The 18833-nt window shown below is 67.4% G+C and carries 22 protein-coding genes and 1 riboswitch; of the genes, 15 read left to right on the top strand and 7 right to left on the bottom strand.

What is annotated here, in order from left to right; all coding sequences use genetic code 11:
- Positions 1–153: 153 nt before the first annotated feature.
- From BMW66_RS04525 to BMW66_RS04480, 10 genes are all read left to right on the top strand, one after another.
- Positions 154–993: a DUF6544 family protein gene (locus BMW66_RS04525; protein WP_093115938.1), complete on the top strand. Its 840-nt coding sequence runs from the start codon at positions 154–156 to the stop codon at positions 991–993.
- Positions 994–1036: 43 nt separating this feature from the next.
- Positions 1037–1139: riboswitch (TPP riboswitch) on the top strand.
- A 47-nt stretch (positions 1140–1186) separates the two neighbouring features.
- A complete protein-coding gene (gene thiD, locus BMW66_RS04520) occupies positions 1187–2002 on the top strand; it encodes a bifunctional hydroxymethylpyrimidine kinase/phosphomethylpyrimidine kinase (protein ID WP_281242618.1) in 816 nt (271 codons plus the stop codon).
- Complete coding sequence (locus BMW66_RS04515; protein WP_093115850.1) at positions 1995–2963, top strand: FAD-dependent oxidoreductase; 969 nt, start codon at positions 1995–1997, stop codon at positions 2961–2963. The genes thiD and BMW66_RS04515 overlap by 8 nt, the downstream gene beginning before the upstream one ends.
- Positions 2953–3150, top strand: coding sequence for a sulfur carrier protein ThiS (gene thiS, locus BMW66_RS04510; RefSeq protein ID WP_093115848.1), 198 nt, complete (start codon positions 2953–2955; stop codon positions 3148–3150). The genes BMW66_RS04515 and thiS overlap by 11 nt, the downstream gene beginning before the upstream one ends.
- A gap of 1 nt (position 3151) precedes the next feature.
- Positions 3152–3913, top strand: a complete 762-nt coding sequence (locus tag BMW66_RS04505; protein WP_093115846.1) for a thiazole synthase — start codon at positions 3152–3154, stop codon at positions 3911–3913.
- On the top strand, positions 3910–4506 hold the full coding sequence (locus BMW66_RS04500; protein WP_093115844.1) for a thiamine phosphate synthase: 597 nt from the start codon (positions 3910–3912) through the stop codon (positions 4504–4506). Before BMW66_RS04505 ends, BMW66_RS04500 begins: the two co-directional genes overlap by 4 nt.
- On the top strand, positions 4503–5456 hold the full coding sequence (locus tag BMW66_RS04495) for a HesA/MoeB/ThiF family protein (RefSeq protein WP_093115842.1): 954 nt from the start codon (positions 4503–4505) through the stop codon (positions 5454–5456). Before BMW66_RS04500 ends, BMW66_RS04495 begins: the two co-directional genes overlap by 4 nt.
- Before the next feature lie 10 nt (positions 5457–5466).
- A complete protein-coding gene (locus BMW66_RS04490; RefSeq protein WP_093115840.1) occupies positions 5467–6411 on the top strand; it encodes an ABC transporter substrate-binding protein in 945 nt (314 codons plus the stop codon).
- Complete coding sequence (locus tag BMW66_RS04485; RefSeq protein ID WP_093115838.1) at positions 6408–7136, top strand: ABC transporter ATP-binding protein; 729 nt, start codon at positions 6408–6410, stop codon at positions 7134–7136. The genes BMW66_RS04490 and BMW66_RS04485 overlap by 4 nt, the downstream gene beginning before the upstream one ends.
- On the top strand, positions 7133–7912 hold the full coding sequence (locus BMW66_RS04480) for an ABC transporter permease (RefSeq protein WP_093115836.1): 780 nt from the start codon (positions 7133–7135) through the stop codon (positions 7910–7912). Before BMW66_RS04485 ends, BMW66_RS04480 begins: the two co-directional genes overlap by 4 nt.
- A 175-nt stretch (positions 7913–8087) precedes the next feature.
- Here BMW66_RS04480 and BMW66_RS04475 read toward each other — a convergent pair whose 3' ends face one another.
- The 4 genes from BMW66_RS04475 to hpt form a co-directional block, all read right to left on the bottom strand.
- A complete protein-coding gene (locus BMW66_RS04475) occupies positions 8088–8969 on the bottom strand; it encodes a c-type cytochrome (protein WP_093115834.1) in 882 nt (293 codons plus the stop codon).
- 7 nt (positions 8970–8976) lie between these two features.
- On the bottom strand, positions 8977–9435 hold the full coding sequence (locus BMW66_RS04470) for a c-type cytochrome (protein WP_093115832.1): 459 nt from the start codon (positions 9433–9435) through the stop codon (positions 8977–8979).
- A gap of 88 nt (positions 9436–9523) precedes the next feature.
- The gene (locus tag BMW66_RS04465; RefSeq protein ID WP_093115830.1) at positions 9524–9706 is read right to left on the bottom strand and encodes a hypothetical protein; all 183 of its coding nucleotides are present in this window, start codon (positions 9704–9706) and stop codon (positions 9524–9526) included.
- Positions 9703–10242, bottom strand: a complete 540-nt coding sequence (hpt, locus tag BMW66_RS04460; RefSeq protein ID WP_093115828.1) for a hypoxanthine phosphoribosyltransferase — start codon at positions 10240–10242, stop codon at positions 9703–9705. Before hpt ends, BMW66_RS04465 begins: the two co-directional genes overlap by 4 nt.
- Before the next feature lie 71 nt (positions 10243–10313).
- Between hpt and BMW66_RS04455 the strand changes: the two genes are divergently transcribed.
- Positions 10314–10757, top strand: a complete 444-nt coding sequence (locus BMW66_RS04455) for a type II toxin-antitoxin system RatA family toxin (protein ID WP_093115826.1) — start codon at positions 10314–10316, stop codon at positions 10755–10757.
- 3 nt (positions 10758–10760) lie between these two features.
- On the opposite strand, the gene BMW66_RS04450 is transcribed toward BMW66_RS04455, so the two are convergent.
- From BMW66_RS04450 to BMW66_RS04440, 3 genes are read right to left on the bottom strand one after another with little or no spacing between them, the layout of a single operon-like run.
- On the bottom strand, positions 10761–11240 hold the full coding sequence (locus tag BMW66_RS04450) for a CinA family protein (RefSeq protein WP_093115824.1): 480 nt from the start codon (positions 11238–11240) through the stop codon (positions 10761–10763).
- On the bottom strand, positions 11237–11728 hold the full coding sequence (locus tag BMW66_RS04445; protein ID WP_093115822.1) for a phosphatidylglycerophosphatase A family protein: 492 nt from the start codon (positions 11726–11728) through the stop codon (positions 11237–11239). The genes BMW66_RS04450 and BMW66_RS04445 overlap by 4 nt, the downstream gene beginning before the upstream one ends.
- Entirely contained in the window at positions 11725–12867 is a 1143-nt protein-coding gene (locus BMW66_RS04440; RefSeq protein WP_245729352.1) for a bifunctional 2-C-methyl-D-erythritol 4-phosphate cytidylyltransferase/2-C-methyl-D-erythritol 2,4-cyclodiphosphate synthase, read from the bottom strand. The genes BMW66_RS04445 and BMW66_RS04440 overlap by 4 nt, the downstream gene beginning before the upstream one ends.
- A gap of 159 nt (positions 12868–13026) precedes the next feature.
- Between BMW66_RS04440 and dusB the strand changes: the two genes are divergently transcribed.
- The 4 genes from dusB to BMW66_RS04420 all read left to right on the top strand — a co-directional run bounded on the left by dusB (position 13027) and on the right by BMW66_RS04420 (position 18828).
- Positions 13027–14025, top strand: coding sequence for a tRNA dihydrouridine synthase DusB (gene dusB / locus BMW66_RS04435; RefSeq protein WP_093115818.1), 999 nt, complete (start codon positions 13027–13029; stop codon positions 14023–14025).
- Complete coding sequence (locus BMW66_RS04430; protein WP_093115816.1) at positions 14022–15107, top strand: two-component system sensor histidine kinase NtrB; 1086 nt, start codon at positions 14022–14024, stop codon at positions 15105–15107. Before dusB ends, BMW66_RS04430 begins: the two co-directional genes overlap by 4 nt.
- Positions 15107–16468 carry a response regulator gene (locus BMW66_RS04425; protein WP_093115814.1) on the top strand — a complete coding sequence of 454 codons (1362 nt, stop codon included), beginning with the start codon at positions 15107–15109 and terminating at the stop codon, positions 16466–16468. Before BMW66_RS04430 ends, BMW66_RS04425 begins: the two co-directional genes overlap by 1 nt.
- 101 nt (positions 16469–16569) lie before the next feature.
- On the top strand, positions 16570–18828 hold the full coding sequence (locus BMW66_RS04420) for a sensor histidine kinase NtrY-like (protein WP_425441306.1): 2259 nt from the start codon (positions 16570–16572) through the stop codon (positions 18826–18828).
- Positions 18829–18833: the final 5 nt, after the last annotated feature.

Here is an 18833-nt window from a genome sequence, read left to right as displayed (position 1 = left end):
GGGCGTGGTGGCCGCCAAACGCTCCCGCTCTCGTTCGCTGCACCTTAAACGGTGGTCGGCTCCGGGCCGCATTGACCATCCCTGTTCCCGGTGCGGGCGGGGACCGGCGCGGTTTGCTTTGACAATCGGGGGATCTCCTCCAGTATCGCGGTCATGAAACTTATCATCGCCCTTGGTCTGCTCATCGCGCTTGTCTTTCTGGGGCTGGCGGCCCTTCTGGTGATGGACCGGCGGGCGGATCGCGCCGAATGGCGGCGGCTTGCCGCGCTTCAGCCGCAGGCGCCGCAGCGTTTTGCGTCGGACATGGTGGCCGATCTGCCAGAGCCCGCGCGGCGGTATTTCAGTTTCATGATCGCGCCGGGTGCGCCGCTCTGGACGGTGGCGGAGATCGACATGACCGGGCAGTTCAGCCTTGGCACGAAGCAGGCTCCGGCCTATCGGCCCATGCGCGCGCGCCAGATCCTCGCCGCGCCGGAGGGATTTGTCTGGGCCATGCGCACGCGCGGGGGGCTGCCGATTTCAGGGTCGGATTCCGGGACGTGGACACGGTTTCGCATCCTGTGGCTGATCCCGGTCGCGCGGCTGGGGGGCGATGCGGATCACAGGCGGTCGGCCTTCGGGCGCTATGTCGCGGAGGCGGTGATCTGGTCGCCGGCCGCCCTGCTGCCCGGCCCCGGCGTGACGTGGGAGGCGGCGGGCGAAGATACCGCGCGCGTCACGATCCGGCACGCGGGGCTGGAACAGGCCGTCGATGTGACGGTCGATTCGGAGGGCCGCCCGGTGGAGGTGTCGTTCCAGCGCTGGAGCGATGCCAACCCCGAGAAGGTTCACCGTCTGCAACCTTTCGGGGCCGTTATGTCCGATTTCCGGGAGGTGGGCGGTTATCGCCTGCCGTTCCGCGTGGAGGCCGGCAACATGTTCGGCACGGACGCCTATTTCCCGTTCTTTCTGGCCGATGTCTCGGAGATCCGCTTTCCGGCGCCCGCGCGGTGATCGACCCCTTGCGGGGGCGCGTCTTCGCAGTTACCCTTGCACACACAAACCGTTGGGGTGCCCTGTTGCGGGGCTGAGAGGCAATGCGCCAACCCATCGAACCTGATCCGGATCATACCGGCGTAGGGAACGGTGAACATTTGGGCCCATGTCACGCCCGAATCCCCGCCTCCTGACGTTGGTTGCAACGAAAATGGAGGCTCCTCTGGTTCCCATAGCGCTCACAATCGCAGGCTCCGATTCCGGCGGTGGCGCCGGGATTCAGGCCGATCTGAAAGCCTTCAGTGCGCTTGGCGTCTATGGCGCGAGCGTCGTCACCGCGCTGACGGCGCAGAACACCCGCGAGGTGACGCGGGTGGAGGGGGCCAGCCCCGCGATGATCGCCGCGCAGATGGAGGCGGTGTTCGGCGATCTGGCGGTGCGCGCGGTCAAGCTTGGCATGCTGGGCGGGACGGAGGCGATCGCAACCGTCGCGGAGGGCCTGCGCGGCCGGGAGGTGCCCGTGGTGCTGGACCCCGTGATGGTCGCGAAATCCGGTGACCGGCTCTTGCCCGCCGATGCGGTGGCCGCGCTGCGCGAGCGGCTGTTGCCGCGGGCCGCGCTGCTCACGCCCAACCTGCCCGAAGCGGCCGATCTGCTTGGCACCCGTCCGGCGCGGGACGAGGCCGGGATGCGCGAGCAGGGGCAGGCCCTTTGCGCGCTGGGGCCGCGCGCGGTTCTGATGAAGGGCGGGCACGGCGGCGGGACGGAATGCGTTGACCTGCTGATCGAGGGGGGGCGCGTCACCCGCCTGTGCGCGCCGCGCCAGCGCACGCGCAACACGCATGGCACTGGCTGCACCCTGTCGGCGGCGATTGCCGCCGGGCTGGCGCGGGGCATGACGCTGACGGACGCGGTGCGGCGCGCGCATGGCTATCTGCAAGGGGCGATCGCGGCGGCGGATGGTCTGGGCGTCGGGTCGGGGCATGGGCCGGTGCATCATTTTCACGAGGTCTGGCGCGATGGCTGATGTCACGATCATCGGCGCGGGGGTGGCCGGGCTCTGGGCCGCGCTGGCGCTGTGCAAGGCGGGCGCGGCGCCGCGCGTGATCGACCGCAGCGGCCCGCCCGGCCCGCATGGCTGTTCATGGTGGGCGGGCGGCATGCTCGCGCCCTTCTGCGAGGGGGCGGTGGCCGAGCCGGCGATTGTCCGTCATGGCCGCGAGGCCGCCCGCGCCTGGGCGGAGGTGACGCCGGTGGCGCATCGCGGATCGCTGGTCGTGACGCTGGAGCGGGACAGGGGGGAGCTTGCGCGCTTTGCCCGCCGCACCGAGGGGCATGAATGGGTGACCGGCGGGCTGCGCGATCTGGAGCCGGATCTGCCCGGCCCGTCGCAGGCCCTCTTTTTCGCGCAGGAGGCGCATCTGGACCCGCGCCGCGCGCTGGCCGATCTGGTGGCCGCGCTGGCCGCGCGCGGTGTGCAGATCGAGACCGGCACGGCCTGTCCCGAGGAGATCGCCGGCCCGGTGATCGACGCGCGCGGCATGGCGGGCACGCCCCCCGGCCTGCGCCCGGTGCGCGGCGAAATGGTCGTGCTGGGGGCGCCCGACATCTCCCTGAGCCGTCCGGTGCGCCTGCTGCATCCGCGCCATCCGCTTTACATCGTGCCGCGCAGGGGCGGGCTTTTCATGCTGGGGGCCACGCAGATCGAAAGCGCCGATCGCCGGGGCGTGTCGGCGCGGTCGCTGCTGGAGTTGCTGTCGGCGGCCTATGCGCTCGACCCGCGGTTCGCGGAGGCGGAGGTCGTGGAGACGGGCGCCGATCTGCGCCCGGCCTTCGCCGACAATGTGCCGCGCGTGCTGGCGCAGGGGCGGGTGCTGCATCTCAACGGTCTGTTCCGCCACGGCTATCTCATGGCGCCGGCGCTGGGGCGGCAGGCGGCGCGTTATCTGACCGAAGGCATAAAGGGGGATCTTGTCCATGAAGATTGAAGTGAACGGCGCACCGCAGGAGGTTGCCGCCGGCACCGTGGCCGGGGCGTTGGCGGAGATGGGATGGACCACGGGGCGCGTGGCCACGGCGCTCAACGGGGAGTTCGTGCCGAAATCCGCGCGCGAGGCCACCATGCTGCGCGAGGGGGACCGGCTCGAAGTGCTCGCCCCCATGCAGGGAGGGTGAGATGCGCGATTTCTATGACACCGCGTTTGACACCCCGCTGATGCTGGGCACGGCGCAGTATCCGTCGCCCGCGATCATGGAGGCGGCGTTCCGGGCCTCGGGCGCGTCGGTCGCCACCGTGTCGCTGCGCCGCGAGGCCGGGCAGGGGCAGGCGTTCTGGGATATCATTCGCGGCCTTGGCGTGCATGTGCTGCCCAACACCGCCGGATGCCATAGCGCGCGCGAGGCGATCACCACCGCCCGCATGGCGCGCGATCTGTTCGAGACCGACCGGATCAAGCTGGAAGTGATCGGCCACGCCGACACGTTGCAGCCCGATCCCTTCGGCCTGCTGGAGGCCACGGAGGTGCTCGCCGCCGAGGGGTTCGAGGTGTTTCCCTACACGACCGAGGATCTGGTGCTGGCCGGGCGGCTGGTCGATGCGGGCGCGCGGGTGCTGATGCCATGGGGGGCGCCCATCGGCTCCGGCCTTGGTCTTAACAATCGCCACGGGCTGCGGACGCTGCGCGCGGGGTTTCCCGATATCGCGATGGTGGTGGATGCGGGGCTTGGCCTGCCCAGCCACGCGGCGGCGGCGATGGAGATGGGGTTTGACGCGGTGCTGCTGAACACGGCGGTGGCGCAGGCGGGCGATCCGGTGGCGATGGCCGAAGCCTTCGGACTTGCGGCGCGCGCCGGGGCGCTGGCCGCGCGGGCCGATGCGATGGCGCCGCGCGAGATGGCCACCCCCTCGACCCCGCTGATCGGAAAGGCATGGCTATGACGTTGCCCCGTTTCTACCCGGTGTTCGACTCCGCCAGGTGGCTGGAACGCGCGCTGCCGCTTGGCGTGAAACTGGCGCAGTTGCGGATCAAGGAGATGGAGCCAAAGGCGCTGCGGCGCGAGATCCGTGCGGGGCTGGCGATGGCGCGGGCGCATGGCGCGGCGCTGGTGGTCAACGATCATTGGCAACTGGCGATTGAGGAGGGCGCCGACTGGGTGCATCTGGGGCAGGAGGATCTCGATACCGCCGATCTGCCCGAGATCCGGCGCGCGGGGCTGCGCCTTGGCGTGTCCACCCATGACCGTGCGGAGCTTGACCGCGCGCTGTCGCTGGCGCCCGACTATGTCGCGCTGGGCCCGGTTTACCCGACGATCCTCAAGCAGATGAAATGGCACCGGCAGGGGCTGGAGCGGGTGCGCGAATGGAAGCGGCTGCTGGGCGATATTCCTCTGTGCGCGATTGGCGGGATGAGCACCGAGCGCGCGGGCGCGGCCCTTGACGCCGGGGCTGATACCATCGCGGCGGTCACCGACATCACCCGAAACCCCGATCCGGAAGGGCGCATCCGCGAGTGGCTGAGGGTTTGCGCATGAGCCGCTATGCCCGCCAGACGATCCTGCCGAGTATCGGCGCGCAGGGGCAGGCCGCGCTGGCCCGCGCCCACGTGCTGGTCGTGGGCGCCGGGGGGCTGGGCGTGCCGGTGCTGCAATATCTGGCCGGGGCCGGCGTGGGCCGGATCACGCTGGTGGATGGCGACCGGGTGGAGGAGGGTAACCTGCACCGCCAGCCGCTTTATCGTATGGATCAGATCGGCCAGCCCAAGGCGCGGGCCGCCGCAAAGGCGCTGGACGGGCTAAACCCCGATGTGACCGTCACCCCGATATGCGCGTGGCTGGACCCGTCCAATGCGCCCGCGTGGGTGGCCGGGGCGGATGTGGTGCTCGATTGCGCGGACAGTTTCGCGGTGAGCCTGACGCTTTCGGATCTCTGCCGCGACGCGGGCAGGCCGCTGATCGCGGCCTCGGCGCTGGGGCTGTCGGGCTATGTGGCGGGCTGTTGCGGCGGTGCGCCCAGCCTGCGCGCGATCTTTCCCGATCTGCCTGAACGCGGGGCGACCTGCGCCACGGCGGGGGTGATGGGCCCCGTCGTCGGGACCATCGGCGCGCTTCAGGCACAAATGGCGCTGGCGGTGCTTCTGAAGCAGGCACCGACCCCGCTTGGCCGGCTTGTCAGCCTTGACGCGGTGGACTGGCGGGTGGGCGGCTTTCGCTTCGACCGCGCGGAGGAGCCGCCCGCGCCGCTGCGGTTCATCGCGCGCGGCCAGATCCGCCCCGATGATCTGCTGATCGACCTGCGCCGCGAGGCCGCGCCCTTCACGCCCGCCGCGCGGCATGTCCCGCCCGAGGATATCGCCACGCTCAACCCACCCGAAGGCACCCGCGTGGTGCTGGCCTGCGCCACTGGCCTGCGCGCGCATAACGCGGGCCAGACCCTGCAACCCCGCTGGCAGGGCGATATCGCGCTGCTGGCCCTTCATGACTGAGAGGACTTCCATGAAACGTATTCTTGCCACCCTTGCCCTGAGCGCCGGACTTGCCCTGCCAGCCGCCGCACAGGACCGGCTGACCGTCATGCTCGACTGGTTCGTGAACCCCGATCACGCGCCCATCGTTCTGGCGCAGGAACTGGGCTATTTCGCCGAAGCGGGGCTGGAGGTGGACACCGTCACCCCCGCCGATCCCAACGCCCCGCCGCGCATGGCGGCGGCGGGCCGTGTCGATCTGGCGGTCTCCTATCAGCCGCAACTGCACCTGAGCCGCCACAACGGCCTGCCGCTGCGGCGCGTTGGCACGCTGATTTCCACGCCGCTGACCTGCCTTGTGGTGCTGGCCGAAGGGCCGGTGCAAACGATGGCGGATCTCAAGGGGCGCAAGGTCGGCTTTGCCGTGGCGGGCGTGCAGGAGGTGATGCTCGACGCGATGCTGGCCCATCACGGGATGGAGCCGGGAGATGTGGAGCAGATCGGCATCGGCTGGTCGATCTCGCCCGCGCTGATGTCGGGGCAAGTCGATGGCGTGATCGGGGCGTTCCGCAATTTCGAGCTCAATCATCTTGAGATCGAAGGGAGCGAGGGGCGCTGCTTCTATCCCGAGGCGGAGGGCATCCCAGCCTATGACGAGCTGATCTATGTCGCCAACCCCGAAAAAATGGATGCCGATGCGATTGCCCGCTTTCTGAACGCCACCGAACGCGCGGCCGGGTTTATCCTCAATCAGCCCGAGCGGGCGTGGGAGGTCTTTTCGGCCACCGCCCCGGAATTGCGCAGCGAGTTGAACCGCCGCGCGTGGGCGGACACATGGCCGCGGTTCGCAACCCGTCCCGCCGCGCTCGATGCCGGGCGCTATGCGAGGTTCGAGGCGTTTCTGGCCACGCGCGGGGCGACGCCGGGCGGGCTGCCGGTGGCCGCGCTCGCGGTGGATGTGACCGCAGAGCAATGACCGCGCCGGGGCTGAGCCTGCGCGGCGATCTGTGGCTGGGCGAACAGGCCCTGATTCGCGATCTGGCGCTGGACCTGCCCGCCGGGCGCTGGAGCTGCCTGCTGGGGCCGTCGGGGGTGGGCAAGTCCACGCTGGGCCGGCTTGTGGCGGGGCTGCCGGGGCCGCACCGTCTTGATGGCGGGCTGCGGGCCAGTGACGGCGCGCCGCTGGCCGGGCGCGTCGCCATGATGGCGCAGGACGGGCAGCTTCTGCCGTGGGCCGGTGCCGAGCGCAATGTCACCATCGGTGCGCGCCTGCGCGGGCAACGCCCGGACCGGGCGCGCGCGCGGGCGTTGCTGGCCGATGTCGGGCTGAACGGCATGGCGCGGCGCCGCCCCGGCAGCCTGTCGGGTGGAGAGCGCCAGCGCGTCGCACTGGCGCGGACGCTAATCGAGGAGTGCCCGGTCGTGGTGCTGGATGAGCCGTTCTCGGCCCTCGATGCCGCGACACGGCTGGCGATGCAGGATCTTGCCGCGCGGCTGCTGCAGGGGCGCACGGTGATCCTGATCACGCATGATCCGCTGGAGGCGGTGCGGCTTGCCGATCGCGCGTGGATTCTGGGGACGGGCGGGGCCGAGGCGCTGGAGCTTCCCGGCACGGCGCCGCCGCGCAGCCATGCGCAGGCTGCCACGCTGGAGATGCAGGCCAGCCTGCTCTCGCGGCTTCAGGGGATGCAACCGGCATGAGCGCGGCGGCGGGGCGTGTCCTGCGCGGCCTGCTGGCGCTGGGGTTCGCGCTGGCGCTCTGGCAGGGCGCGGTCGTGGTCAGCGGGGTGCCGCCCTTCATCCTGCCCGGCCCGCTGCGCGTCGGTGAAAGCCTGTGGAGCAACGCGGCGATCCTGGCCGAACATGCGCGGTTCACCGCCGCCAACCTGCTGACCGGGCTGGCCGCGGGGGTCGCGCTGGGGGTGGCCACGGCGCTCAACCTCGCGCTTTCGCCGGCGGCGCGGATGCTGCTCCGCCCGATCCTGGTCTTTGCCCAGGCCGTGCCGGTCTTTGCGCTGGCGCCGATCATCACGCTTTGGCTGGGGTATGGCGCGCCCTCCAAGATCGTGATGGTCATGCTGGTGATCTATTTTCCCGTCACCTCGACGTTCTTCGACGGGCTGATGCGCCTGCCGCAGCCCCATGATGACATGGCGCGGCTGATGCGCACGACGCCGCTGCGCCGGCTGATGTGGTTGCAGGTGCCCCATGCGTTGCCCGCGCTGGCCTCGGGGCTGCGACTGGCGCTAGTCTATGCGCCCTTCGCGGTTGTCATCGGCGAATGGGTGGGATCGTCGCGGGGCCTTGGCTATCTGATGCTGATGGCCAACGGGCGGGGGCAGACCGACCTGATGTTCGCCGCGCTGATCGTTCTGGCGGCGCTGAGCCTTGCATTGTTCGTCGTGTTCGACACGGTCCTGCGCCGCAATGGCGCAGGGACGGGGCGCGGGGTGCCTGCGGTGTCGGGTGGATCGTGACTGCCGCCGCCGCCGCGAGGGCGGGTTGCGAAACTGTTGCCGGACTCTCACCGGACGGGCTGTGACCCATGCTCTCGCGCAAATGGCACCGCCACGATACCGACGCGATACCGACGTTTTACCGCAGGGTGTTTTCTTGCGTTAACAAGGGGTTGCGCCGATCTTTCCGAATGGGTCAGGGCAGCGCCTTGAGATAGGCCGCGATCGCGGCGCGGTCGCTGTCCGGCAGGCGGGAGATATTGTCGATCACCGCCACCATATGCCCGCCGGCGCTGTCATATTCGGGTGTCAGCCCGCTTTGCAGGTAATAGGCGATGTCCTGCGCGTTCCAGTCCAGCTTGTCCGGGGAAATGCCGGGAATCCGGCCGTCGCCCGTGGGGTTGGCCGCCCCCGCAAGCCATTGATCGCGCTGCAAAACGCCAAGCGCATCGCGCGGCGTGTGACACTCGGCACAATGGCCCAGTGCCTCCACGAGATAGCGCCCACGCGCGATCTCCTCTGTGTCCGCCGTTTCAAGAACCCAATCGTCATTGAGGAAAAGGGTTTTCCACCCGCCAAGCAAACGTCTGATATTGAACGGAAATCCAACCTCATGCGGGGCGTTTTCCTGTTGCGTCGGGGACAGGGTCTGCAAGTAGGCATGAAGATCGACCGCATCCTCGGGCCGCATTTTCGCATAGGAGGTATAGGGAAAGACCGGGTAGTAATGCGCCCCCTCCGGCGACACCCCGCGCAGCATCGCGTTGGCCAGATCAGCCGCGCCCCACCCGCCGATCCCATGCTCGGGATCGGGGGAGATGTTGGGCGCGACGAAGGTTCCGAAAGGCGAGGGAAATCTCTGTCCTCCCGCCAGCACGAGCCGCGCGTCGTCCTCCGCCTTCGGGGCCATGTGACAGGCCGCGCAGCCCGCCGCATTGAACACCGCCTCACCGCGCGCGGCGTCGCCGGTGTGTCCGGAAAGCGCATCGTCCGATAGCGGGCGCGGCATGGTGATCGCCCATGCCACGCCCACGCCGATCAGGGCAAGCGCCAGAAAATAAACGATAATTCGGCGCATGGCCGGATCAGTTCTTCGGCTCTCTGTAGTCTTCGTGGCAGGCGCCGCAAGCCTTGCCCACTTGCTCCATCCGGCCGCGCAGCGCGTCAAGATCGGTGCCCGCGATCTCTTGCATGGCGACGGCCGCTTCCACCAAGGCCTGATCCTTTTCCATCAGGTCGGAGAAATTATCCCAGATCGCGGGCTTGGCGCGGGTCTTGTCGGTTGCGAAACTATCGCTGCCCTCCGGCCACATCGCGGATTGATCCAGCCGCGCCAGCGCCACGAGATTGTCGGCCGCCACCTGCGCCTGCTCCGCGTCATAGGGCATCTCGCCCTTTGCCATGGCGCCCAACTGACCGAGATTGAAGGCTTGAAGCTGCATCAGGTTTTGCCGCGCCTCGATCGCCGCGTCCTGAGCGGTGGATATCCCGGCCCCGAATGACAAGGCGACGGCAAGGGCTGTCGTAGCAAAAATTCGCTTCATGGCTTGCTCCTTTATGGCTTGCGCAAATGCCAAGAGGCTAACGCATATTCACACACGGCCAACTCACAAGAAATTGATCAGGCGGCGATCAACGGGTCACGCGCATGCCCGGATACCGCTCTGGCGTGAGCCACTCGGGCCAGCCCCAGATGCGTTCCACGGCATAGAGCGCAAGGCACACGGCGATCACCGCCAGCACGAATTTCACCTTCTGCGGGGAGGGCGGATTGCGCGCCCAGAGCGCCATGCGTGCAAACCAGCGCGGGTTCATTCGGTGAACCTGACCTTTCCGATATAGGGGAGGTTCCTGTTTCTTTGCGCGTAATCAATACCATAGCCGACAACGAATTCATCGGGGATTTCGAATCCGGTCCAGTCGGCTTTCACCGGCGCCTCGCGTCGCGACGGTTTGTCCAGAAGCGCGATGGTCTTGAGGCGCGCGGGATGGCGCGATCGCAGCAGTTGGATGACATGCGCCAGCGTGTGCCCGGTATCGACGATATCTTCCACCACCAGCACGTCGCGGCCCGCGATCTCTCCGCGCAAGTCCTTGAGAATACGCACTTCCCGGCTGCTTTCCGTCGCGTTCCCGTAGGAGGACGCCTCAAGGAAATCGACCTCGACCGGCAGGTCCAGTTCACGCACCAGATCGGCGATGAACACGAAAGAGCCGCGCAAAAGGCCCACCACGACCAGCTTGTCGGTACCCTTGAATTCCCCGGTGATGTCGCGGCACAGTGCCTCGACGCGCGCGGCGATCGACTTGGCCGAGATCATTTCATCGATGACATATGGACGCTCCGGCATCACACCCCCTTGATTTTCCGCGCTCACAATACGAAACGGGCGGCTCCTGTCCATGACAAACGCCAAGGTTGATGACCACACATTCCGAAACCCGCACCCTGCCTTATACGGCGCAACAGATGTACGATCTGGTGGCCGATGTCCCCCGGTATCCCGAATTCCTGCCATGGTGCGCGGCGGCGCGGGTGCGATCTGTCACGCCGCAGGGCGAGGCCGAGCTGATGGAGGCCGATCTGGTGATTTCCTTCAAGGTCTTCCGCGAGCGATTCGGAAGCCGCGTCCTGCTCAACCCGCATACGCTTCATATCGATACCGAATACCTTGACGGACCGTTCAAGCATCTGAAATCCACCTGGGATTTCAAGGATGTGGAGGGCGGGTGCGAGGTCCGCTTCTATGTCGATTTCGAGTTCCGGAATGCCGTGTTGCGGCGAATCATCGGCGTTGTTTTCAACGAGGCGATGCAACGCATCGTGCGCGCCTTCGAGACCCGCGCGAAAGAGCTTTACGGCTGACGCTCACCCCTTGGTCGCGGCGCGGTAAAGAAGGTCCAGCGCATGATCGCGGGACGCCGCGCGCACCCCGTCACGTCCCAAAGCCCCGAAGTCCACCGTTTCGCTGTGGCAGCCCGAGGGCGAGGCGACAGCGAAACAGACCCGGCCTTCGGGTTTGGTGTCGGTCCCGCCGGGCCCGGCGATGCCGGTGATCGACACGGTCAGATCAGCCCCGCTCAGGGCGCGGGCGCCCTGCGCCATTTCGCGGGCGACCTCCTCGGAGACCGCGCCGTAAGCGTCGAGCGTGGCCTGCCGCACGCCCAGCATCTCCACCTTGGCGGCGTTGGAATAGGTGACAAACCCGCGGTCCATCATGTGCGATGAGCCGGGAATGTCGGTCAGGGCGGCGGCGAGCATTCCGCCGGTGCAGCTTTCGGCGGAGGCCACGCGCCAGCCACGCGCGCGGGCGGCGTCCAGAACCTGTTGCGCGGTTGCCGCCGTCACAGGCCCAACACCCCATGCCAAAGACCGGCAAGCGCCATGACGCCGATGGCGGCGAAGACCCCGGCGATCACATCGTCGAGCATCACGCCAAGCGCGTCGTCGCGGCGGTCCGCCCAGCCCACGATCCAGAACTTGGTGATATCGAAGACGCGGAACAGCACGAAACCGGCCAGCCAGCCGGGCCAGAGCGCGAGCGCATCCACCCCGGCATGCCATGCGCCATAGCTCACGGCGCAGAGCGCGACCCATTGGCCTGCGACCTCATCGACCACGATCTCCGACGGGTCGTGATCCTCGGCCCCCTTCGTGGCCTCATGGGTGGCCCACCAGCCGATCAGCGTGACCGCGACCGTGGCGAGCGCCAGAAGCGGAAAGCCCCCCGCGTAGTGCAGCGCGATGGCCAGAACCACCGCCACCGCGGAGCCCCATGTCCCCGGCGCGCCGGGCAGAAGGCCGACACCGAACCATGTCGCGATCATCCGGCTCATGGCTTTACCAGCGTTGCGGTGGCCAGTGCCGCAATCCCCTCTTCGCGCCCGGTAAAGCCGAGCCGTTCGCTCGTCGTGGCCTTGACCGAGACCTGATCGGGCCGCAGCCCCATGATATCCGCCATCCGCTGCCTCATTTCCGTTGCGTGGGGCCCTACCTTGGGGCGTTCGCAGATCAGGGTGCAATCGACATTGCCGATGGCGAACCCTTTTGCGGTGGCCAGATCGACCGCGTGGCGCAGGAACATGGCGCTGTCCGCGCCTTTCCATTGCGGATCGGTGGGGGGAAAGTGGTGCCCGATGTCGCCCTCCGCCAGCGCGCCATAGATCGCGTCGGTGACCGCGTGCATCCCCACATCGGCGTCGGAATGGCCCTGAAGGCCGCGCCCGTGCGGCACCCGGACCCCGCAAAGGATCACATGATCGCCCGTTCCGAAGCGGTGCACGTCGAACCCGTTGCCCAGCCTGATGTCCATGCGCGCCCCCAGATACCGCTCTGCCCGCGCGAAATCGGCGGGCAGGGTGATTTTCAGGTTGTCCTCGTCGCCCGGTACGATCACCACGTCAAGCCCCGCCGCGCGCGCCACCTCCACGTCATCGGCGGCGCCGCCGGGATGGGCGCGGTGAGCGGCGAGGATCGCGTCGAAGCGAAAGCCCTGCGGTGTCTGCGCGCGAAAAAGTCCGCCCCGCGCCGCTGTGGCGGTCACCTGTCCGCCGGCCCCGCGCCAGAGCGCGTCGGTCACGGCCAGCGCGGGCGCGGCCCCCGGCGCGCCGTCCAGTGCGGACAGCACGTCCGAGATCACTCGCCCGCCGAGACAGGCCCGCGCGACGTCGTGGATCAGAACACGGTCGAAACCGCGCCCCGCAAGCGCCTCCAGCCCCGCGCGCACCGACGCATCGCGCGTCGCCCCGCCATGCACGACCTCCACACCCAGCGTCGCGGCCTCCGCGTCGTCATCGGGGTGGGTGACGACCAGAATATGATCGACGGACGGGTGCGCGGCGAAGGCGGCCACGGTCCAGTCGACCACCCGCCGTCCGGCCAGCGCGCGCCATTGTTTCGGCCCGCCCGGTCCCGCCCGCGTGCCACGCCCGGCGGCCACGATCACGGCGGCGGTCATCGGTCTTGTTCGTGTCATGCTCAAGCTCTAGACCCTGCCGCGCGCCAAGGCAATTGACCCAAGGCGCGCGCCTAATTATTGGGCAATCATGCTTTCGTGCCGGTTTTTTGCACCCGTTTTCATTGAGGCAGGCGCCCAAGTCGTCTAGCAAGACCCCATTGCACAAGGATTGAGCAGGTGACCATCCAGACCGCAGAGCTTTCGATTGATCCGCCGGTGCTTCTCGCACCGCTGGCCGGGATCACCGATCTGCCCTTCCGCGAGCTTGTCGCCTCTTTCGGGGCGGGGCTGGTGGTCAGTGAAATGGTGGCAAGTCAGGAGATGGTGCAGTCCAAACCCGGCGTGCGCGAAAAGGCGGAGCTTGGATTCGGCCGCGCGGGCACCTCTGTCCAGCTTGCCGGGCGGGACGCCCACTGGATGGGAGAGGCCGCGCGCATGGTGTGCGACAACGGCGCGCGGATCATCGACATCAACATGGGCTGCCCGGCCAAGAAGGTGACAAGCGCGAGCGGGTCGGGCGCGAGCGGCTCGGCGCTGATGAAGGATCTGGGTCATGCCCTTTCGCTGATCGAGGCGGTGGTGGGCGCGGTGGATGTGCCGGTCACGCTCAAGACCCGGCTGGGCTGGGACGACGAGATGCGCAACGCCCCCGAACTGGCGCGGCGGGCTCAGGACGCGGGCGTGCGGATGGTGACCATACACGGCCGCACCCGCTGCCAGTTCTACAAGGGCACCGCGGACTGGGCCGCCGTCGCGGCGGTGAAAGAGGCGGTCTCCATCCCGGTGATCGTCAATGGCGATATCACCGGACCACGTCAGGCGCGGCGCGCGCTGGCGCTGTCGGGGGCCGATGGCGTGATGGTCGGACGCGGGGCGCAGGGGCGGCCGTGGCGGCTGGCCGAGATTGCAGCCGCGCTTTACGGCCATCCCGCGCCGGAGATTCCGCAGGGCGATGCGCTGGCCACGATGGTGGCGGGGCATTACGAGGCGATGCTGTCCTTCTATGGCGCGCCGCTGGGGTTGCGTGTCGCGCGCAAGCATCTGGGCTGGTATATGGACGTGGCCGGAACGCCGCCCGACCTGCGCCGCCGCATTCTGACCGCGCGCACTCCGCGAGAGGTGCTTTCGCTATTGCCATCCGCCTTTGAGGCCGTGCCACGGGACGACGCGGCATGAGCCATGATCCCGCCATCTGGGCGTCTTTGCCGGTGCCCGCAATCCTCGTGGATGATCAGGACCGGATCGAGGACATCAACCCCGCCGCCGAAGGGTTTCTCAACGCGTCCGATCGCCTCCTGCGGGGGGTGCCTCTGTGGGACAAGGTGATGGTCGACGCCCCGCTTGAGGGCGCGTTTCAGCGCGCGCGCGACAGCGGCACCCCGCTGTTCGTCAATCATGCCGATGTGGGCACCGGAGACGGCCCGCCGGTGCAGTGCAATCTCCAGATTGCCCCGGTCACCAACCGGCCCGGCACCATGCTGTTCATCATCGCCCCGCGTGAGCTTGCCGGGCGGCTGTCCCGCTCCGAAGGGGTGAAATCTTCGGCGATGTCGGCCATCGGCATGGCCGAGATGCTGGCCCATGAGATCAAGAACCCGCTGGCGGGGATTACCGGCGCGGCGCAGCTTCTGTCGATGAACCTGTCGCCCGACGATCTGGAGTTGACCGATCTGATCGTCGAGGAATCGCGCCGCATCGTCACGCTTCTGGAGCGGGTGGAGCAGTTCGGCAACCTGTCGCCGCCCCGCCGGGCGGCGGTGAACATTCACGATGTGCTCGACCGCGCGCGGCGCTCCGCGCTGCTGGGTTTTGGCGCGCATATGTCCATCGTGGAGGATTACGATCCCTCGCTGCCGCCCGCGCTTGGCGATGCCGATCAGCTTTTGCAGGTGGTGCTCAACCTGCTCAAGAACGCCTCCGAGGCGGCGGGGGACAAGGGCACCATTCGCTTGCGGAGCTTTTACGAACACGCCTTCCGCCTGCGGCGGGCGGGCGGTCATGGCACGGCGCTGCCGCTTCAGATCGAAGTGATCGACGACGGCCCCGGGCTGCCCAAGGAGATCGAGGGCGACATCTTCGATCCCTTCGTGTCGGGCCGCGAGAACGGAACCGGGCTTGGCCTCGCGCTGGTGAGCAAGATCATCTCCGATCACCACGGCTGGATTTCCGTCGATTCGGTGCCGGGGCGCACGGTGTTCCGAATCTCGTTGCCGCGGGCGCCGAAGGATATGGAAACCACAGAAGAGGAAACGGGCTGATGGACGGAACCGTTCTTGTCGCCGACGACGATCGCACGATCCGCACGGTGCTCACGCAGGCGCTCACACGCGCGGGATGCAAGGTGCACGCCACCTCCTCTCTGACCACGCTCATGCGCTGGGTGGGAGAGGGCAAGGGCGATGTGATCATCACCGACGTGGTCATGCCCGACGGCAACGGGCTCGAATTCCTGCCCAAGATCGCCGAGGACCGCCCCGGTCTTCCGGTGATCGTGATCTCGGCGCAGAACACGATCATGACCGCCATCAAGGCGGCGGAGGCGGAAGCCTATGATTACCTGCCCAAGCCGTTCGATCTGCCCGACCTTATGAAGCGCACGGCCAAGGCGCTGGAGCAGAAACGCCGCGCGCCGCGCCCGGCACAGGCCGAGAACGAGCGGCCCGACGAGCTTCCTCTGGTGGGGCGCACTCCGGCGATGCAGGCGCTCTACCGGCTGGTGGCGCGGGTGATGAACACCGATCTTCCGGTGCTGATCTCTGGGGAATCGGGCACGGGCAAGTCATTGATCGCGCGAGAGATTCACGACTTTTCCGACCGCCGGAACCTGCCGTTCGTGGTGGTCACGGGGCCGGAGCTGTCGGACATCGAAGGGCCGGCGCGGGTTCTGGCGCGGGCGCGGGGCGGCACCGTCGTCTTTGACGAGATCCCCGATTTCGCCGATGACATTCAGGCCCGCATCGTTCGGATGATCGACAATCCCGGCGAACACAGCCCCCGGTTCATGGCCACAAGCCAGGGCGATCTTGCCGCTTCGATGCAGAAGGGCGGGGTGCGCGAGGATCTCTACTACCGGCTCAACGGGGCGGCGCTGCATGTGCCGGCGCTGCGCGAGCGGGTGGATGACATACCGCTACTGGTCGAACATTTCCTGGCCCGCAGCGAGCAGGACGGCCAGCCGCGCCGCGCGTTCACCTCCGAGGCGCTGGACCTGTTCCGCGCCTATAGCTGGCCGGGCAACGTCCGGCAGCTTGAAAACGCGGTCAAACGGCTCGTGCTGACGGCGCGGGGGGATGAGATCTCACGGACAGAGGCCGAAGCCGTGCTCGGCAACCAGCCCGAGGTCGAACGGTTGCTGGGTGGTGACAGCGAAAGACTTTCCGGCGCGGTGGGGCGCCATCTGCGGCGCTATTTCGATCTGCACGGCAACATGCTTCCGCCGCCCGGACTTTACGCCCGCATCCTGCGCGAGATCGAAGCGCCGCTGATCGAGATCGCGCTCGATGCGACGGGCGGAAATCAGGCGAAATGCGCCGATCTGCTTGGCATCAACCGAAATACTCTGCGCAAAAAGATTACTGATCTGGATATTGAGGTGACACGGCGGCGGAAATTGATGTAAAACTGCCACAATACGTGGCTTTGGCGCAGCACTGTGCAGGCGTCGCCACAAGATTTGGCGGTTGAGCGCATGCGCGCATCAAGATCAATTGAGGTCGTCGGGTGAGTAGCCGGACAAACAGGAACCACTGGACACGGCTGCGCCGCCTGCGGCGGCAACGCCGGGTGCAGACTGCGGCGACCTTCGGGCTGGTGGTTCTCGGCCCGGTGCTGGCGATTGCGACCTTCCTTGCGCTCGGGCCGCTCGATCAGGACGCCAACGCGGTCGGACTGCGCGCGATTCTTCTGGCCGATCTTGTCTATGTTCTGGTGGTGGCCGCGCTTGTCCTGCAACGCATCGCCCGCATGATCGCATCGCGCCGGGCGCAATCGGCCGGCTCGCGTCTGCATATGCGTCTGACGGGGGTATTTACCGCGCTGGCGCTGGTGCCGACGGTCACGGTGGCCATTTTTGCCGGGCTGACCCTGAATATCGGGCTGGAGGGGTGGTTCTCGGACCGGGTGCGGCAGGTGGTGGGCAATTCTCTGGCCGCGGCCGAAGCCTATGAGGATGAACATATCCGCGACCTTGAAACCGATGTGCGTGTGCTGCGCGATTATCTCGACGCGAACCGGCGGGCGGTCTTCTTCAACATGTCGGCGGGCGATCTTCGCGTGCTTCTGACCAATGGGCAGTCGCGGATTCAGCGCGGCTTGCGCGAGGCGTTCGTGATCGACGGCACTGGCGAGATTCTGGCGCGGGGTGAGCGGTCATATCTGTTCGATTTCGAACAGCCCACCCCTGAGCAGATCGAACAGGCCGACCACGATGAAGTGGTGATCATCCGCGATCTGGACGCCAGCGAATTGCGCGCGCTGGTGCGGCTCGATGCCTTTGTCGACCGTTTTCTTTACGTCAGCCGCGCGGTCGATGCCTCGATCTTCAGCCTTCTGGACGAAACCCGCGAGTCGGTTCAGCTTTACAGACAGCTCGAAAGCGAACGGGGGCGGGTGATCTTTGAGTTCGGGCTGATCTATATCGGGTTCGCGGTGATTCTCATTCTGGCGGCGATCTGGCTGGGCCTGTGGTTCGCCGAGCGTCTGTCGCGGCCGGTCGGGCGGCTGACGGGTGCAGCGCAGCGGGTGGGCGCGGGCGATCTCGACGTGCAGGTGATCGAGGACGACGGCGACGACGAGATTTCCATGCTCGGGCGCTATTTCAACCAGATGACGCGGCAGCTCAAGGCGCAACGCGAGACACTGCTGGAGAATACGCGGCAGATCGAACGCCGCCGCCGCATGTTCGACTCGGTGCTCAGTTCGGTCACATCCGGCGTTGTCGGGCTCGATGCCGAGGGGCGGGTGGCCTTTGTCAACCGCTCCGCGGAGCGTCTTCTCGACTGGTCCGGCGACCGGCAGGCGATGGCAATCTCCGTGGCGGTGCCGGAGTTCGGGGCGATGTTCTCCCGGCTGAAATCAGAGGGCGGCGAGGTGGCGCAGGAAGAGATCAAGGTCACGCGCGGCGGGCGGCTCGAAAGCCTTCTGGTCCGCATGTCCACACGCCGCAATCAGGACGGACGGCTGGAAGGCTATGTGGTGGCCTTTGACGATGTGACAGACCTTGTCACCGCGCAGCGCATGGCCGCCTGGGGCGACGTGGCGCGGCGCATCGCGCATGAGATCAAGAACCCGCTCACGCCGATCTCGCTGTCGGCGGAACGGATCAAGCGCAAGTTCGCGGGGCGCCTTGGGGAGGACGGCGAAAAGCTTGAGGCGATGACCGACGTGATCGTGCGCCAGACCAATGACCTGCGCCGCATCGTGGACGAGTTCTCCAAGTTCGCACGTATGCCGCAACCGGACCGCCGCACCGCCGACCTTGCCGAGCTGCTTCGGGGGGCGGCGCTGTTGCAGGAAACGGGTCAGCCGGAGGTGCGGTTCGTGACCTCGATCCCCGAGGGGCCGGTCTGGGCCGAACTGGATGCCACTATGATTTCGCAGGCGCTGACCAACCTGATAAAGAACGCGGGCGAAGCGATTGAAAGCCTTGTCGAAAAGGGCGCGCCCGAAGGGTTCGTGCCGGAGATCAGGGTGCGGATGGAGACGCGAAGCGGCTCTGCCGTGATCCACATTGCCGACAATGGTATCGGCCTGCCCGAGGATCGCGCCCGCCTGTTCGAGCCGTATGTGACGACCCGCGACAAGGGCACAGGGCTGGGTCTGCCGATCGTCAAGAAGATCATCGAAGAACATGGCGGCACCCTCGTGCTTGAGGATGCGCCGGTTTTCGAAGGCGCCGAGCATGTCGGAGCGCAGGCGGAAATCAGGCTTCCGCTGACCGAGACGCCGCCAGTCGAGATTGAAAAAGAAGAAGTGATGTGAGGGCC

The organism is Salinihabitans flavidus (assembly GCF_900110425.1).
GTDB lineage: Bacteria > Pseudomonadota > Alphaproteobacteria > Rhodobacterales > Rhodobacteraceae > Salinihabitans > Salinihabitans flavidus.
Note: the sequence above shows the minus strand (reverse complement) of the source record. Positions and strands in the feature narration are given on the sequence as shown.